Source organism: Xaviernesmea oryzae (assembly GCF_900109605.1).
GTDB lineage: Bacteria > Pseudomonadota > Alphaproteobacteria > Rhizobiales > Rhizobiaceae > Xaviernesmea > Xaviernesmea oryzae.
On sequence record NZ_FOAM01000001.1, the window covers coordinates 159,709 to 175,934 of the forward strand.

The following is a 16,226-nucleotide window of genomic DNA, read 5'->3' on the forward strand; positions in this document are numbered from 1 at the left end:
CGCAGGACATGAAACTGTCCTTCAAAAAGGAACAGGTATGACAGCCGCGTCGCGGCGCCAAACTTCTTCTTGCCGCGCGGCGATCGCAGCCGGCGTCAGGATCATATCGCGCAAGCAAGCCGCACAGATCCGGTCCTTTCCGGTCGCAATAACCGGAGGCTTGATCACCGGACTGGCGCGCTTCAGTCAATCAACCGCGAGAGATCAGTGAACGGTGCCGTCCTCGATCTCCGGCTCCGACCACATCCGTTCGATATTGTAGAACTCGCGGATTTCCGGGCGGAAGATATGGATGATCACGTCGCCACTGTCGATCAGCACCCAATCGGCCGTTTCAAGACCTTCGACCCGGGCATTGCCGAGGCCGGCCTCTTTCATATCGGTCAGGAGATGATCGGCGATGGCGGCGACATGGCGGCTCGATCGCCCGGAGACCACGATCATGTAGTCCGCAAGCGCCGATTTGCCGGCAATGTCGATCGTGACGATATCTTCGGCCTTGGAGTCTTCGAGACTACCAAGAGCGACGGTGAGCGCGCGGTCTGCTGCAGTCTTGCTGCTATCCGTGCGTGGCGGGAAAATGCGCGTAACATTTCCCTTCGCGTGTACTGTTGTCAGGGTCTTTCCTTTCCGAAGAACAGAACAGGCAGTGACGGGCGATTCGGTCGTCTTCCGCTTCGCCCGTGCTGTAAATGTAGGCACTGATCCCTTAATGTTTCAAGACAGGCAGGGTGGAAAGTCTTGTTTCTGACACAGCCTTGTTTAGCCGGCACGCGCGGCGCGCAACGCCGTGGAGCTCAGGGGCGAGCGGGGGCCGTGGATGAAGGTCCAGGCCGGTGCCCTGCGGAAGGCCAACGTTGCCGCATCCTCTTCGTCGACACGGGCATAGTCGAAGGTGCGGGCCATTTTGGAGGAGAGATAGGAAAGGGTTGCGCCTGGCCGGTCGATCACCGCGATCGGCACCTTGCCGACGATTTCGCGCCAGCGCTGCCAGCGGTCGAAGCTCATGAGGTTGTCGGCGCCCATGATCCAGATGAAGCGCACGGCCGGATTGCGCGCGCGGATGCGTTCGATCGTCTGCGCCGTGAAGCTTGCCGGAAGGGACGCCTCGAAGGCCGTGACCTTGATGCGTGGATCATGCACCATCGCCTCGCTGGCGGCGATCCGTTCGCTCAACGGCGCGAGATTGCTGCGGCTCTTCAGCGGATTGCCTGGCGTCACCATCCACCACAATTGCTGCAGCCGCAGCCGGCGCAGCGCGATATCGGCCACGAGCTGGTGGCCGGCATGGGGCGGATTGAACGAGCCGCCGAACAGGCCGACGATCATGCCCTGCTCGGCATGCGGCATGACCAGATAGCGGCGCGCGACGGGTTCTTCTTCCACTCTACGGCCTGATCTGACCGGTGCCATGCACCCTGTATTTGAAGGAGGTGAGCTGCTCCACCCCCACGGGCCCGCGCGCATGCATCTTGCCGGTGGCAATGCCGATCTCGCCGCCCATGCCGAACTCGCCGCCATCGGCAAACTGCGTGGAGGCGTTGTGCAGCAGGATGGCGGAATCGACCTCCGCGAAGAAGCGCTCGACCACGCGCGCGTCCTCGGCGATCACTGCCTCCGTATGCGATGAAGACCAGCGGGCGATATGGGCAATCGCGCCGTCGATGCCGTCGACCAGCGCGACCGAAATCACCGCATCGAGATATTCCGTTGCCCAATCCGCATCCGTCGCAGGCTTTAGTGCCGGCATGATGCGGCACAGTGCGGCATCGGCACGCACCTCGCAGCCGGCCGCCAGCAGCGCCTCGACCAGCGGACGGGCCAGGCGCTCGGCTTCGCTAGAGTCGATCAGCAGGGTTTCAGCTGCGCCGCAAATGCCGGTGCGCCGCATCTTGGCGTTGACGACGATCTTGAGCGCCATGTCGAGCTCGGCCGAGCGGTCGACATAGACGTGGCAGAGACCTTCGAGATGGGCGAAGACCGGCACGCGGGCTTCGGCCTGAACGCGGGCAACCAGACTCTTGCCGCCGCGCGGCACGATAACGTCGATCGCGCCCGACAGGCCCGAGAGCATGGCACCGACGGCTGCCCGGTCCGTGACAGGCACGAGTTGGATCGCATGCTCTGGAAGACCGGCCGTCTTCAGCCCTTCGACCAAGCAGGCATGGATGGCGCGTGAGGAATGAACACTGTCCGAGCCGCCGCGCAGGATCACGGCATTGCCGGCCTTGAGGCACAGCGCGCCGGCATCCGCCGTCACGTTCGGCCGGCTTTCATAGATCACGCCGATAACGCCGAGCGGCGTGCGCACGCGCTCGATCTGCAGCCCGTTCGGCCGCTCCCAAGCGGCGATCACCGTTCCCACGGGATCGGGCAAGGCGGCAATGTCGCGCAGCGCGCCAGCCATGTCGGCGAGGCGCTTGGGGTTGAGAATCAGACGGTCGAGAAAGGAACCGGCGATACCGGCCGCCTCGGCCGCCGCGACATCGCTGGCATTGGCGGCGAGAATCTCTGCCTGCCGGGCCAGGATCGCATCGGCCATCGCGTTCAGTGCGGCATTCTTCCGTGCGCCCGTCGCGGTGGCCAGCGGATAGCGGGCAGCGCGGGCGCGGGCGCCGATCTCGGCCATCAACGCTTCGACGGAGGTGGGTTCAGCCGTGCCCTGCGGCGGCAGCCCGGACTCGTCGCGCGTGTTCGTCGCGCGCGGGGATGTTTCGATCCGGTCAAGCATCGGCAGGGCTCCTTTCCGTGGCAATGTGGGACAAACTCGTTAACGCCGTCATCACCATGTCGTCGCGATGCACGACGGCGGAGCGTCCGGCATGGCCGAGGATCTCTGCGATCTCGCTGGAGCGGCGGCCGGCGATCTGGCGCATCTCGTCGGCATCATAGCCCGCCAGCCCGCGCGCAAGCTCGCGCCCGTCCAGCGCATGGATGGCGATGGTGTCGCCCCGGCTGAAGCTGCCGGAAATCTCGCGCAGACCAGCTGGAAGCAAGCTTTTGCCGGCGTGCAGGGCGGCTTCCGCCCCGGCATCGACCTGAATGTGCCCGGCAGGCTGGAGCTGGCCGGCGATCCAGGTCTTGCGGGCGGTGACGGGTGCGCGCGACGGCGCGAAATAGGAGGAGCGGGCGCCTTCGCCCAGCACGCGCAGGGGATGATCGACCTTGCCCGAGGCGATGATCATGGCGCAGCCGGCCGTCGTCGCGATCTTGCCGGCATCGATCTTGGTGCGCATGCCGCCACGCGACAGCTCCGAGGCCGCGCCGCCGGCCATGGCCTCGATCTCGGGCGTGATCGCCTCGATCAGCGGCAGGAATTGCGCGTTCGGATCCAGATGCGGCGGGGCGGTGTAAAGCCCGTCAATATCGGAAAGAAGCACCAGGAGATCGGCGCCGGCCATGGTGGCGACGCGGGCGGCCAGCCGGTCATTGTCGCCATAGCGGATCTCGGAGGTGGCGACCGTGTCGTTCTCGTTGATGATCGGCACGGCGCCGAGCTTCAACAGCTGGTTCAGCGTCGCGCGGGCATTGAGATAGCGCCGCCGCTCTTCCGTATCGCCCAGCGTCAGCAGGATCTGGCCGGCGACGATGGCGTCGGCCGAGAGGCTTTCCGACCAGGCGCGGGCGAGCGCGATCTGCCCGACCGCCGCCGCCGCCTGGCTTTCCTCCAGCTTCAAGGTGCCGGCCGCGAGGTTCAAGACCGAGCGGCCGAGCGCGATCGCGCCGGAGGAGACGACCAGAACCTCGACGCCCGCCTTGCGAAGCGCCGCGATATCAGCGCAGATCGACCGCAGCCAGGCGGCTTTCAGCCCCGACGCCCGATCGACCAGCAGCGCCGAACCGATCTTGATGACGATCCGGCGATGCCGATCGAGCGGTTTGCGGCGGGTCGTCATGCTCAGGCCTCGTCCCCGTCTCGATCGTCGTCGATATCGACGTCATCGTCCTGGTCCGCCTCACCGCGCTCGCCATCCTCGGCCTTAGCGGCGACGATGATGTCGCGCAGTGCGCGCAGCGTCTCTGTCATGCCGGTGCCGACAACAGCCGACAGGAGCAGGGGTGTCGCGCCACAGGCCTTGGCCAGCGCCTTCTGCTTCTTCTTCAACGTGTCGGGATCGAGTGTATCGACCTGCGAGAGCGCTACGATCTCCGGCTTGTCGGTGAGTTCGCCGCCATAGGCTTCGAGTTCGTATTTCACCGTCTTGTACGCCTTGGCCACATCCTCTTCCTGGGCGGAGACCAGATGCAAGAGTACGCGCGTCCGCTCGACGTGACCAAGGAAACGGTCGCCCAGCCCCGTGCCTTCATGCGCGCCTTCGATCAGACCGGGGATGTCGGCCAGGATGAATTCGCGCCCGTCGATCGTCGCGACCCCGAGATTGGGATGGAGCGTGGTGAAAGGATAGTTGGCAATCTTCGGCCGGGCGCGGGTGCAGGTGGCGAGAAATGTCGATTTGCCGGCATTCGGCAAGCCGACCAATCCGGCATCGGCGATCAGCTTCAGCCGCAGCCAGAGCGTCTTTTCCTCGCCTTCCAGGCCCGGATTGGCCCAGGTCGGCGCCTGATTGGTCGCGGATTTGAAATGCGCATTGCCGAAACCGCCATTGCCGCCGGCCGCCAGACGAAAGCGCTGGCCCTCCACCATCATGTCGATGATCAGGGTCTCGCCATCCTCCTCGAAGATCTGGGTGCCCACCGGCACCTTCAGCGTCACATCGGCACCGCCCGCGCCCGTGCGGTTGCGGCCCATGCCGTGAATGCCGGTGCCGCCCTTGAAATGCTGCTGGAAGCGGAAGTCGATCAGTGTGTTCAGGCCATTGACGGCCTCGACCCAGACATCGCCGCCACGACCGCCATCGCCACCGTCGGGACCGCCGAACTCGATATATTTTTCCCGCCGAAACGAGACGGCGCCTGCGCCGCCATCGCCCGAACGAATATAGACCTTGGCTTCATCGAGAAACTTCATCAGCGTCACCCGGCAGATATGCCGGCCTTTCAAAGTGCCGCCTTTCGATATCGTCGCGCAGCCGGCAGGTCAAAGACAATCGGCGCGCAAAGGCGCCGTCAGAGGGCGCGCGGCCGGTCGAGACCGCGCGCCGGATTTCGTCATGGGGCCGCCTGGCCGCTCTTTACGGCCATTCCCCTGGATCGCTAGGCCCGCCGCAGGCTGGCGGCGTCAATCCGGCTTTCGATCATCATCACCATGCGGCCGCGGGCTTCGAGAAAGCGCTCGTCGCAGCCGGAAACGGTGAAGCCGAGCCCTGCCTGGAGTTTGAGCGCCGGGGCATCGTCGGCCGGCACCCTGCTCAGAACCCGGGCATCGGGCATGCGCTGGAAGAACCGGTCGAGCGCGGCGGACACCGCCATCCGGCCAAATCCTTTCCGCCAATAAAAGCGGTTCACCCAGTATTCGATGGTCCAGGCGCCGTCTCGCGGCACGATCGAGACCACGCCGATCAGCACATCATCGGCCATGGTGACGGCGAACAGCCAGCCGGGCAGCATGCCCGACGTGGCGCAGACCAGCCAGTCCAGCGCATCCTGGCGAAAATAGGGGACAGGCACATGCGCCAGCATGCGCGCAACCTGTGCATCGGCGAGCGACAGGCCGATGGCATCGGCATCGGCGAGGCGCAAAGGCCGCAGGATCACACGTTCGCCCGCGACCAGCGGCGCCATGCCGGGATCGCGCGCGAGCGGCCGGGTGAGAGCAGGGGCAGCGCTCATCGTCCGGTCCCCCAGCTCTTCAGCGACATCCAGATCTTGCGGTCCAGTCGATACCATTCCACCGGCACCATGGTGCCGAGCGCCAGAGACTGGGCAAGCCCCGAGCCCTGGAACTGGAAGCCGCACTTCTGGATAACCCGGCGCGAGGCGATGTTCATGACCCGGCAGCGCGCATCGATCCGGTCGATATCGCGCGTGCGGAAGGCCATGTCGATCAGCGTCTGCGCGGCTTCCGTTCCGTAACCCCTGTTCCAATAGGGCTCGCCCAGCCAATAACCGAGCTCGACCGTCTGCGAATCGCTATGCGGCTCGATCCCGCAGCAGCCGACGAAGGCGCCGTTGTCCGCTTTCGTAATGGCATAGACGCACTTGCCCATCGTGCCCGCCTGCGAACGTCGCACGAAATCGGCGGCGTCGGCCACGGTGTAGGGATGCGGCATGCGCGACACCATCGTGGCAATGTTGGGATTATTGGCAAGATGGGCAAGGGCGTCGATGTCATCTTCATGCGGGGCGCGTAGCACCAGCCGGGAAGACAATAAGACGGGGCAATCGCGCCCGGGCCTGGTGGAGGGCCTGGGCCTCTCCTCGGGCGACCTTATCGGATCGTCCCGCAATAATTCGGTCTGCATCTCGGTTCTCCTTCGAGGCAAGAAAAAAGGGAAGGTGGGTCTTGCCCCATCTTCCCTTTTGGATGCCTGGACTCTGAACCTTGAGAGCACCAGCCGGGTCGATGAGACGCCGGCTGTTTTAGAGCGCTACCGGCTTATTCCGCTGCTTCGGCTTTCGGCATGACAGACACGTACACGCGGCCATTGGCCTTCGTACGGAAATTCACATTGCCTGCCGTCAGCGCAAAAATCGTGTGGTCCTTGCCGAGGCCGACATTGGCGCCCGGATGCCACTTGGTGCCGCGCTGGCGCAAAATGATGTTGCCCGGAATGACGGTTTCGCCACCGAACTTCTTCACGCCAAGACGCTTGGACTCGGAATCGCGACCGTTGCGCGAGGAGCCGCCTGCTTTTTTATGTGCCATGGGTGTTCTCCTTTAGATCCTGATTGACTGAACCCGAGCGCTTACTGCGCGGCCTTGGAGCCGGCGCCGGCGATGTCCAGGATACGGACGGTCGTCTGGTGCTGGCGATGGCCACGGATGCGCTTGGAATTCTGGCGGCGACGCTTCTTGAAGGAGAGAACCTTCTTGGCGCGGCTCTGCGAGACGACTTCGGCGCTGACCAGGGCACCTTCCACGAAGGGGGCGCCGATCTTGGCATCGGCGCCGACGCCGACCATCAGGATTTCCGTGAATTCGATCTTGTCGCCTTCGACACCGTCGAGCTTCTCGATGGTGATGACGTCGTTGGCGGCCACGCGGTACTGCTTACCGCCGGTCTTGATGACTGCGAACATCGTTCTTTCCTTATGTTCGGACCGGCTCTACGCGACAGACCCGGGCAAGCCCCAGGCAAAGGCGCGGCCGTCTTTTTCCAGTCGGAGGGAGGCGGACGAGGCAATCATCCACCGGTGAACAGGCTCAAAAAGCCTGGAAAGATCCGCAAGTCCTAACGGACGCAGCTCTGACCCGCGCGGTTTACGGGATGGTCGCAATTCTGTCAAGGTGATGCCGCGCGAATATGTCAAGCCATCGAGCGGCCGAAGTCGTGGACAAGCGCTTGGCCGAAGCCACCCTGCCCGCCTCTTGGCGACCTTGCCGCGCCCTACTGCTGAAAACTTCTTTCGAAACACTCTTGTCACACACGCCAACTGCCGCTATGAACCGCCCGCGCTCACAGCGCCGACCAGCCCCGCGGAGAGGTGGCAGAGTGGTTGAATGCACCGCACTCGAAATGCGGCATGGGTGCAAGCCCATCGGGGGTTCGAATCCCCCCCTCTCCGCCACTTCCTATTGTTTTTGCTGGTAAATTTCGTCTTTCTTCGCCTTTGCCCTAATCTGCGCCCTAACTCGACTCGGCACTCGCTGCTCTTGAGACGGCCTGATGCAATCACGAAGAGGTGAAGAGAGTCTGCGGTGGCTAATCAACTGCCGGTTACTGAGGTTTTTCAATGACTAAGACATTTTGTATGTCATTTGTATGCCATGAGTATGCTACTAAGTAATTGATATTTCTGAATAAATTTCATTTTCTACCTCCTCGTGCCATGTTATCACTCCTGAGCTTTTCACAGGAGGTCGAAGATGGATGCCATACCCGCCGCACTGTCAGTCCCTGCCGCTTCACGGTATCTCGGCATTTCGCGAGCAAGCCTTTACCGTCTTATCAAGACTGGTGCGCTTGTCCCCGCTAAAGTCGGCGGCCGAACGCTAATCCGTCGCGTCGATGCCGATGCATTCCTTGAGGGCGCCGTCTCAGATCCGCGCAAGTCCCATAGTGCCTCTGAGGGCGCAGAAGTTGCGGGGATCTTTGGCTGATGCTCCAGACGCGCCTGACCAATCCTAATCCTAAGAGCTTCCTGGCGTTTGCCTGTCGTGCCAAGGAGTGGCTCCAGCTGCCCAACGTGGACCTCGCCAGACAGCGATTGCAAGCAGCGTTCTCACTTGAGCAAGAGGTCATAAGGCGTATAGCCTCACAGGAGGGTATAGAACAGGCGATCAGTTACGCAGCCGGAATGATCGTCTACGGGCATCGAACGCCGATCGATTTCTGTGCTGTCCCGAAAATTGCCGACTGGCGGCCAGCGAGGAGCTCGCTGCTCGAAATCGTCGTTGGCTCATATATAATTTCGGCTCAATCCCCGCGACCATACATAAATACAGCGCGTTTCCTCAGTCGAGGAGTGCCGAATGATCAGGCCAAAAACAAGTTCACCGATGACCATGTGAGGCGTGCATTGCGCACGTTCGCTGCGCAATCCGCGCGGCGACCACAGACGGTGTCCAGAGGCCAATTGGCCCTTTCACCATTGGAAATTCAGTGCGCATGTTTCGCTAATGAAGTGCGGTTCTTAGACGCATTGTGGGCAAAAGCGAAATCTCGGCTCAGCTCGACGATAAGGCCAGGGCAGATCTCTCCGAGGTCACCAGATGCCGAGACTGCGGATAAGCTGGCTGTTGATGGCAGTCTATTCGACTGGCAACGCGAGTTGGAAGCCGACCCTCCGTTCGAGCCGACTTTGCCCAACCTTCCAAAAGGCTTGATCGAGGTCGTAATCCGCGAGTTGCGCGAGCGACATAGGAGTGCAGCGCTCCGCGAAAATCTAGCATCCAAAGGCACTGTTTTCGCCACGCGCAGTTGAGCAATCTCCACTGGCTAGATGCAGGAGACTGAAATGCCCATTGCAGATCATCGGCCCCTTGAGCCGGAGGCCCTGACAATTGCGGAGGCTGCCGGCGTCATCGGCCGCTCGCCCACTTGGGTACGGCAACAAAGAGAGCTTGGCTCTCTTGAGCCTGCGCAGATCAACGGCAGGCAGGCGGTTACAACGGCAAGTCTGCTGGCATGGGCGCTGCGGTCGCACCCAGGTCCAAGGCTCCGCATAGTCGTAAATAACCTAAAATAGAAAGCCGGCGCACATTGCCATGTGCGACCGGCTGGAAGGTGTCTTTATGCACGCAGATCATAGCGAAATGGCGCCGGCTCCGCAAGTTGCGCGGACTCCAACACCCGCAAAGTTCGGTCGCTTCGTGCACCATCGGGCTGCACCAGTTGCATCGGATGAGCGCGAAAAAGCGGACGTTTCCGTTGCATGCACGCTGGTCACAAGCGTTGAACCTCTTACCAAGGACTGCAGCGTCGATGCGGCGGGTCAACTCGTAAAGAAGATGTCGCGGCCGCTCTATGCCGGGACCTTCGAAAGGGTAACGTTGGCTGGCGATGCCCCGGAAGCGCTCCGTCAGCTTGGCAGGGTGCTGGAGCAGTTGACGCCGCGCCAGGCTCTTATATGTGCGCCACCGCCAGCGGGTCGCGATGAATGGGACATCGCCCGATCCGACAGCCAGTCGCCGAGCAATGGAAGCATAGCCCGGACACAAGACAATTTTCCTCCTGTCAGCGGCCCTGCGCTGTTCGCGATGGATTTCGATACTGGTGAATTTCCCGGTGCCCTGCTCGCAAAAATCTGTGAGGTTGGGTCAATCTCCGCGGCCCTCGCATCTGTCTTCAGCGAACTTAAGAACGCCGCGGCGCTCATTCGGAATTCCGTTTCCGCAGGCGTTGCCTTTCAAGGTCGGAAGCCAAACCAAACTGGCCAGCATCGCTATTTCATCGTCGCCAATGGTGCGGACATCGCAGACTTTGCCAGTCGGCTGGCCGATCGGCTGATGCTGGCGGGGTTTCTGTGGGGCAAGATCACGAAAACCGGCACGGTTCTCGAACGCACGCTGTTCGATCTCAACGCCTCATCCGACAGCGGCCGGCTCTTCTTTGAAGCTGACCCAATCATCAGCGACAGGCGCCTCGCTCCGGTCGCGAGGCCTCCGAAAATCATACAAGGCGGTATGCTCGACACCAGCCTGTTGCCTCCTCTGACGGAGGACGAGAAGCGGGAGCTAGCAGCTAGGATCGCTGACCTAAAGCGCAGCTTGTCCGCCGAGGCTGACGCTGTTCGCAGAGCCTACGAAGACAAACGAGTTGCCGAGCTGATTTCGAGGGGCCGGGATCCTGAAAGCGCTCGTCGCTCGGTGATCGGCGCTCTCGATAGACATGACCTTCCACGGGACTGGGACATCCACTTCGACGACAACAGCACGGCGACCGTCGCCGAAATCCTGGAAAATCCGTCTAGCTTCGACAGAAAGACCTGCGCTGACCCATTCGAACCCGACTATAATGGCGGGCGTGCGCTCGCCATGGTGCTCGGTCGTCACAAGCCGTTCGCCATTCAAAGCTTCGCGCACGGAGGCATCGATTACACGCTCAGTCTGGCAGAGCAATATTTTGACGAGCTGCCAGACGAGCCCGAGCACGAGGCTCATGCCACAACGGAGACGGTGACGCCGGAGAGCTTTCACGGCTTGGATATCGTCAGGGGTCTGGTTGATCCTGCCGCGCTTCCCGTCCGGAAATGGCTTATTGCCCCGCGCCTGCCGATCGGCGACGTGGCGCAATGTGTCGGCGAACCAGGCATTTCCAAATCGACCTTCGCGCTTCGTGACGCCCTCATCGTAGCCACGGGCCGAGAGGATATTCTGCGTGGCCGCGATCAAACCGGCGCGCCAATCGGACAAGAGCGATTACATTCTGCCGGTGCGGTGATCGTCTACAATGCCGAAGACCGATTGGAAGAAATGCGCCGTCGATTGGCCGCGGCTCAACGGCACTACGGTGTCGCTGCAGCTGACATGAAGCACCCGATCGTCTTATGGTCGGGCGTCGATCAGGCCTCACTTAAGATCATGCATCGACCAGACAATCGCAGCCCCTTAAAGCGCGCGCCGGGCGCCGACCTGCTCATGGCCACGATAAGGCAATTCCAGGCAGCGCTCGTCGTCCTCGACCCGCAAATCTCCCTTACGGCGGGTAGCGTTGAAAATTCAAACGACGATGCCGACGCGCTTTTGCAGGAGCTGGCCCGCATGGCATCCAACCTTCATTGCGCGATCGCGGTGGTGCACCACACGTCTAAGCAAAGCCGACAAGCCGCGGGGGATATGGGGGCAGGTCGCGGCGGCTTCGCGGCTGTTGGGAAGGTTCGCAGCGCCTATACGATCGTCCACGTTACAGGTGGCGCCGAAGACGAGCGGTCCTGGGGCGTAACCCGCGAAGACGAGCTTATACGGCTTGATTACTCCAAGATCAGCCACGATCGAAAGCCGGCCGTCCCGCAGATCTTCAGACGGGAAAGTGTCCCGGTGGGCAATGGCACGGGCATTGGCAGTGCGAAGCCCGCGATCCTGTTTGAAGCGGACCCTTTCGCGGCTCTCCAGCAGCAAGGCGACCGCGCGCCGGTGCTTCTGCTGGTCGATCTTCGGCAATTCGCAGACAGAGAAAAGACGAAGCAGGCAGATAGCGGCGAAGCTCAGCGTATCGCGCAAATCGTGACCGACATCATGGGCGACCAGGATCAGATATCGTTGCGTGATGTTGCAGCCGCAGTCGGCGAGAGGCTGAGGGCCGAAGGCCTGACACGGGCAACAAGCAGGCAGGACATCGACGGCAAGATTGTCTCGGCACTTGGGGGCGGAGGTGTGACGGTTGAGCAAGCGGGACGATCTGTCTGTGTGATGATGCGGAAGATGTCGTCCGGGCCCAAAGCCCCGTGGATGATCCTGCGAAAAATGGTCGTTTCGGAGGGTTCAAAATGACGCTTGCGGGTCTTGCGGGTTTCTTGCGGCCCGCAACAGTTTTTATCAACGAAAACAATACTGTGGCTGTTGTTTCTGGTGCCTTGCGGGTCTTGCGGGTCAGCCGCAAGCCGCAACGAGAAAAAAAGATCAATGAAATCAATGCTTGCGGCTTGCGGGTGCTTGCGGCCCTACGGGCAGGCTTTTCCACCCGCAAGCGGACGCCTCCCGTCGGTGCACCCGACAAGGAGCTACACAGAAAGAAGAAAACACAGTCTTTCGACATCAAGACAAACTGTCTCATTCAATCAAGAACCAAAGGCCAGCATTCATACCTCAAGCGCGCATCGCTTGTTTTGCCGAGGAGAACTAGCTGATGAAGAAGAAAACAGACGCTCCCGGCAAGAAGGGTCGCCGCCCGTCGGCTATCACCATCGCGGCCGGGACGCGCGCGCTCCGCAACTACAACGCCACATCGGCTTTGCTGCCGCGATGCGGAGCCAAGGCGAAGACGACCGGCGAGGCATGCCGACAAGTCGCTATGTCGAACGGCAGATGCTGTTACCACGGTGGTAGGACACCAAAGGGCGCCGGCTGGCATAAGATCCAATGGCCCGAACCAAACGACCCGAAGGCCGAGGAAAAGCTGCAGAGCAAGCTGAGAGCGTCACGAAAGGCACAGCAGAAACGGGAACAGCAACTGAGCGTGATGAGCGCTAATGAGCGCGCCCGGCACGAGGCGTGGCAGCGCTCTCACCAGCCCGGCTCTAAAAGGGCGCGAGCAGCGGCGCGCCAGCAACGTATCGCCGCGAAGGAAATCGCCGCGGTACTAGCAACTCCCACAGCAGACAATCCTGAAGTCGAACGTATCCAAGCGGAAATCAACCGTCTGGAGGCCTTGGCTACGGCGCGCAGCGAATGCGATATTTTCGAATAGGAGACAGTGATATGGCGAACCGACGAGGTATTGATACGAAGCGGCAGGTCAAGGATCTCCTGCAGCAGGAATTACCGATGGTCTACCGTATTGCGCTCGACCTTGTTAAAGACAGTCGCGTACCGCCGTCCGCGCGTGCAAAGCTTATCAGCGACATTTTTCGGGCTGGCGGGCTCTTCATCGATGCGGGCGACGACCGTCCTAAGGAACCCTACGAAATGAGTGCCGAGGAGATCCAGGCGGAGCTAACCAGGCTTCAAAGCCGGCGAGGGCAAAACTCCGCCGAAATTTTTGATTAATGCTTTAGGCTTTGGGTTTGCGTCGGTCGGGCTTCAGCAGCACAGCCAGCGCTGCCCACTTCTTAGCGTCCATCGGCGCGCGGGCTGCTCGGTACTCGGCTTCCTTCTGCGCCCGCTGGCGTCTTTTTTCTTCGATGTACGCTTCCAAGTCCGCTTCTTCGATCAAGACTGGCCGGCCAGGGATATAGGCGAGTTCGCCTGAAAAGCGCAGCCGCCTTATTTTAGAGGAACTGCATTGAAGAATTTCTGCAGCTTCGGGCTCGGTCAAGAACTTCATTTGCGCCTCTTCTTCGGCTTGATCACCTGAGCGAGCGCCCAGGCTCTGGCATCGTCAGCTATCGTGTTGGTTTCGCTCGGCGGGCTCACAGGCAGTCGCTCCTGACGCTTTTGCCTGCCGAGGTATGCGGCCAAATCCATTTCGTCGATCAGGACGGGGCGGCCGGGGATGTAGGCGAGTTCGCCAGCCCTTCGCAGGCGCCTAATTTTTGACTGGCTACAGCGCAATAGCTCCGCAACCTCTCGCTCGGTCAGCATTTTCATTTGTTCATCTCCTCCTTGAGCATTTTGCTTAATCGCGCCAAGGTCGACCGCGAACAGCCGGTTGCAGCTTGGATGTCATTCCAGCTCTGTCCGGCGGCTAGCATTTTGGTGATGGCGGCATTTCGCGGAGCGTCTGCCGGGCGGCCCTTGTATCGGCCATCTTCTTTGGCCCGTGCGATGCCTTGAGTTTGGCGCCGGCGCCGGTCGGCGTAATCCTTGCGTGAGACGGCAGCCAGAACGTCCATCATCATACCGTTGATGGCGGCAAATATGCGCCCGGTAAAGTCGTCTGCCGGGGCAGCTAGCATCCATGAGGTTGGCAGGTCCATTGCGACAACTCGGACCTCTCGGGCGTCCAGCTCGACGCGGAGCTTCTGCCAATCGGCAGCCGTTAGACGGGACAGCCGGTCAACCTGCTCTATCAGAAGCAAGTCACCGGGGCGGGCATCTGAAAGGAGGCGGAAGAGTTCAGGCCGTGCCAGCGTCGCGCCGCTTTCATTTTCGATATACCAGGCAGCAACGGACAAGCCGCGCTCGGCCGCGAAACGTTCAAGGTCTTCTTTTGCCCTATGCGCGTCCTGATCCTTTGTCGACGCGCGCAGATACCCTCGGACAAACATATCCGATCCTTTCGGTTCGATTTGGGTGGTGCTTGTGAACTTGGTTCGCGATAAGTGCCAAACAGCATTTATCGAACTACGATTTGAGGGGTCTTCTTGAGGTATACCAAAAAGGCACCAGACTTTGGGCCACAGATCGCGCGTCAGCCGGCTTGCAATAGATTTCGGCACTGACCGGCGATATCGCGGTAGCCACACCATTCGGAATGAAGCCGCACAACGTCGATCTCGTCTTTCCATTCGTTGACGCGACGTCGCTTGCCAGCAGCCTGCGCAAGCCGAAGCTCGCTGACCGCCCGTTGCAGCGCCTGGACGTAGAGATGATATGCGCCATCCCTGCTTCGTTCCGTCAACGAGACAATTTGAGCACTGTAGGGATGCGCGTTTTTGGCCCCAAGGACGCGAGCCTGAACTGGAAACGTGATGACGTTGGACATCTGATCGCCTTTCGTGTTCGACGCCCATAGTGTCATTTAAATGGTTCGATATGTCAACAGGCTTGTGCGCTTTTGTGTTCATACCGGGACATTAGAGGTCGACATTGTGTATGTCATCAGGGTTGCAGTACGTCGCAAAAACCTACAATCGTACATGTCGTCGAGACCCTGGTCCGACCCCCGGCCCCACTCCGCCGAGCTTGGCGAAACCGCCATCGGACGCTCACAGAAAAATTCTGCCCGCCCCAACTTTGGGACATCTTGGCGGCGTGAATTGGGGCCGATCTTCGCTGTTGTTTCGCGCTGCGACCCACTGCAGTCTTCAAGGCATGAGAACCTTCGCCACATACCCAACCGGCCAGGATGAGACCTCGATCAGCGTAGAGCGTGTCGAGGATGAATTTCAGCGAGCGCTGAAAGGTGACGCGGCTTGTCATGGCTCAGAAGCGCTATACGCCCTTCAGCGCGCCATCAGCCGCAAAGATCTCCGCTCGCTCTCTGCTCATGAGACTGAACGGCTGATGGAAGCTTTTGACGTGGCCGCCCCGAACATGGGGGTCTCCATTGGCCTGCAGCTCGATGACGCCACGATCAGCACTTGCTGGCGCGCCGTCCGTAAAACGATCCTGTCCTGGGGCAGCCGCAATGCCTTTGGCTCTTCGACCACCAGCAGTGCCGATACAGCCGCGTGGGTGCGGATAGCTCGCAATGCCATGCATAATGCCAGCCTTATGGGTGAGATCGAAGAACGATCGCGTCAACGAGCAGCCCGCGGCTTTGCATCATTGACGGAGATGCTTGGGAGATGAGCGGGCACATGCTATATTGGCGGCCAATCGCGACTGAGGCGGAACTCGCGGACCCGCGCAAGCCATGCCGGCCTCATTGCTGGCGAACGTCAACCGACTTCAAACTGCCGCTGAAACTGTCAGCGCGCGAAGTCGACGTTTGTGGGTGCGCGCCTTGTCCGACCGCGATTTAACCGAACATCTCCTTTCGACCGCCCAACACCAACTCCGCCTGGTCCCATGCGCGCCTGACCCCGTGGTGCCCGCCTTGACAGCGATCGAGGCCATAGTGAACCTCCCGCCCGATGATAATTGGCGGAGGGACGCGGCCGGGGTGCTGCCGTCGATTTGCGACAACCTTCAGGACGCAATCCCCCGGCTCTCGCAGGCCGTATCGCGCTGGCTGGCACCCGATTTCGTTGCGTTCTCGATGGCCACGACCGCGGCGTTGCTCATGGGCGGCGAACCCTTCCTACGCCAAGATCATCTGCTCCAGGCGCTCCTTCTGCGATCCGAGCTTTGCGCCGTCACGCTCCGCCGCAGCATCGCGGCGCGAGGTAATCTGGCGCTTTACGCAACGCAAGTCCGGCGCGCTTGGGCTGCCGAGCCAGCTAACCATCCGCTTCAGTGAGGA

General features: G+C 61.2%; 21 protein-coding genes and 1 tRNA gene. 9 read left to right on the top strand and 13 right to left on the bottom strand.

From position 1 onward, the window contains the following. Positions 1-204: 204 nt before the first annotated feature. From rsfS to rplU, 9 genes are all read right to left on the bottom strand, one after another. The gene (gene rsfS / locus BMX61_RS00625) at positions 205-702 is read right to left on the bottom strand and encodes a ribosome silencing factor (RefSeq protein ID WP_083639404.1); all 498 of its coding nucleotides are present in this window, start codon (positions 700-702) and stop codon (positions 205-207) included. Positions 703-762: 60 nt separating this feature from the next. Further along, entirely contained in the window at positions 763-1,413 is a 651-nt protein-coding gene (locus BMX61_RS00630) for a nicotinate-nucleotide adenylyltransferase (RefSeq protein ID WP_075627368.1), read from the bottom strand. After that, positions 1,388-2,629, bottom strand: coding sequence for a glutamate-5-semialdehyde dehydrogenase (locus BMX61_RS00635; RefSeq protein ID WP_075627496.1), 1,242 nt, complete (start codon positions 2,627-2,629; stop codon positions 1,388-1,390). The genes BMX61_RS00630 and BMX61_RS00635 overlap by 26 nt, the downstream gene beginning before the upstream one ends. Positions 2,630-2,723: 94 nt before the next feature. Further along, positions 2,724-3,896: a glutamate 5-kinase gene (gene proB / locus BMX61_RS00640; protein WP_075627367.1), complete on the bottom strand. Its 1,173-nt coding sequence runs from the start codon at positions 3,894-3,896 to the stop codon at positions 2,724-2,726. Positions 3,897-3,898: 2 nt separating this feature from the next. Further along, on the bottom strand, positions 3,899-4,969 hold the full coding sequence (gene obgE / locus BMX61_RS00645) for a GTPase ObgE (protein ID WP_075627495.1): 1,071 nt from the start codon (positions 4,967-4,969) through the stop codon (positions 3,899-3,901). Positions 4,970-5,154: 185 nt separating this feature from the next. Beyond that, positions 5,155-5,730 (bottom strand): GNAT family N-acetyltransferase, encoded by a 576-nt coding sequence (locus tag BMX61_RS00650; RefSeq protein ID WP_075627366.1) that lies wholly within the window; start codon positions 5,728-5,730, stop codon positions 5,155-5,157. Further along, positions 5,727-6,362, bottom strand: coding sequence for a GNAT family N-acetyltransferase (locus BMX61_RS00655; RefSeq protein ID WP_075627365.1), 636 nt, complete (start codon positions 6,360-6,362; stop codon positions 5,727-5,729). Before BMX61_RS00655 ends, BMX61_RS00650 begins: the two co-directional genes overlap by 4 nt. A 134-nt stretch (positions 6,363-6,496) precedes the next feature. Continuing rightward, positions 6,497-6,766, bottom strand: coding sequence for a 50S ribosomal protein L27 (gene rpmA, locus BMX61_RS00660; RefSeq protein ID WP_075627364.1), 270 nt, complete (start codon positions 6,764-6,766; stop codon positions 6,497-6,499). Positions 6,767-6,807: 41 nt separating this feature from the next. Further along, a complete protein-coding gene (rplU, locus tag BMX61_RS00665) occupies positions 6,808-7,140 on the bottom strand; it encodes a 50S ribosomal protein L21 (protein ID WP_075627363.1) in 333 nt (110 codons plus the stop codon). 399 nt (positions 7,141-7,539) lie between these two features. Here rplU and BMX61_RS00670 point away from each other — a divergent pair. From BMX61_RS00670 to BMX61_RS00695, 7 genes are all read left to right on the top strand, one after another. Continuing rightward, positions 7,540-7,629, top strand: a tRNA-Ser gene (locus tag BMX61_RS00670). Between the two features lie 298 nt (positions 7,630-7,927). Continuing rightward, a complete protein-coding gene (locus tag BMX61_RS00675; protein ID WP_075627362.1) occupies positions 7,928-8,161 on the top strand; it encodes a helix-turn-helix domain-containing protein in 234 nt (77 codons plus the stop codon). Then, complete coding sequence (locus BMX61_RS00680) at positions 8,161-8,985, top strand: hypothetical protein (RefSeq protein ID WP_075627361.1); 825 nt, start codon at positions 8,161-8,163, stop codon at positions 8,983-8,985. The genes BMX61_RS00675 and BMX61_RS00680 overlap by 1 nt, the downstream gene beginning before the upstream one ends. 283 nt (positions 8,986-9,268) lie before the next feature. Then, complete coding sequence (locus BMX61_RS00685) at positions 9,269-11,992, top strand: AAA family ATPase (protein WP_083639402.1); 2,724 nt, start codon at positions 9,269-9,271, stop codon at positions 11,990-11,992. Beyond that, the gene (locus BMX61_RS24185; RefSeq protein WP_139198842.1) at positions 11,989-12,348 is read left to right on the top strand and encodes a hypothetical protein; all 360 of its coding nucleotides are present in this window, start codon (positions 11,989-11,991) and stop codon (positions 12,346-12,348) included. The genes BMX61_RS00685 and BMX61_RS24185 overlap by 4 nt, the downstream gene beginning before the upstream one ends. After that, positions 12,348-12,908 carry a hypothetical protein gene (locus BMX61_RS00690; RefSeq protein WP_075627359.1) on the top strand — a complete coding sequence of 187 codons (561 nt, stop codon included), beginning with the start codon at positions 12,348-12,350 and terminating at the stop codon, positions 12,906-12,908. The genes BMX61_RS24185 and BMX61_RS00690 overlap by 1 nt, the downstream gene beginning before the upstream one ends. An 11-nt stretch (positions 12,909-12,919) precedes the next feature. Continuing rightward, on the top strand, positions 12,920-13,207 hold the full coding sequence (locus BMX61_RS00695) for a hypothetical protein (RefSeq protein ID WP_075627358.1): 288 nt from the start codon (positions 12,920-12,922) through the stop codon (positions 13,205-13,207). A 4-nt stretch (positions 13,208-13,211) separates the two neighbouring features. Here BMX61_RS00695 and BMX61_RS00700 read toward each other — a convergent pair whose 3' ends face one another. The 4 genes from BMX61_RS00700 to BMX61_RS00715 all read right to left on the bottom strand — a co-directional run bounded on the left by BMX61_RS00700 (position 13,212) and on the right by BMX61_RS00715 (position 14,804). Next, positions 13,212-13,484, bottom strand: a complete 273-nt coding sequence (locus BMX61_RS00700; protein ID WP_075627357.1) for a helix-turn-helix domain-containing protein — start codon at positions 13,482-13,484, stop codon at positions 13,212-13,214. Further along, the gene (locus BMX61_RS00705) at positions 13,481-13,747 is read right to left on the bottom strand and encodes a helix-turn-helix domain-containing protein (RefSeq protein ID WP_075627356.1); all 267 of its coding nucleotides are present in this window, start codon (positions 13,745-13,747) and stop codon (positions 13,481-13,483) included. The genes BMX61_RS00700 and BMX61_RS00705 overlap by 4 nt, the downstream gene beginning before the upstream one ends. Continuing rightward, positions 13,744-14,367, bottom strand: a complete 624-nt coding sequence (locus tag BMX61_RS00710; RefSeq protein WP_075627355.1) for a recombinase family protein — start codon at positions 14,365-14,367, stop codon at positions 13,744-13,746. Before BMX61_RS00710 ends, BMX61_RS00705 begins: the two co-directional genes overlap by 4 nt. 143 nt (positions 14,368-14,510) lie before the next feature. Continuing rightward, positions 14,511-14,804: a hypothetical protein gene (locus tag BMX61_RS00715; protein WP_075627354.1), complete on the bottom strand. Its 294-nt coding sequence runs from the start codon at positions 14,802-14,804 to the stop codon at positions 14,511-14,513. A gap of 329 nt (positions 14,805-15,133) precedes the next feature. Here BMX61_RS00715 and BMX61_RS00720 point away from each other — a divergent pair, with 329 nt between their 5' ends. Together BMX61_RS00720 and BMX61_RS00725 are read left to right on the top strand one after the other, a co-directional pair. Continuing rightward, entirely contained in the window at positions 15,134-15,613 is a 480-nt protein-coding gene (locus BMX61_RS00720) for a hypothetical protein (protein WP_075627353.1), read from the top strand. A 247-nt stretch (positions 15,614-15,860) separates the two neighbouring features. After that, entirely contained in the window at positions 15,861-16,223 is a 363-nt protein-coding gene (locus tag BMX61_RS00725; RefSeq protein WP_139198843.1) for a hypothetical protein, read from the top strand. Positions 16,224-16,226 lie beyond the last annotated feature (3 nt).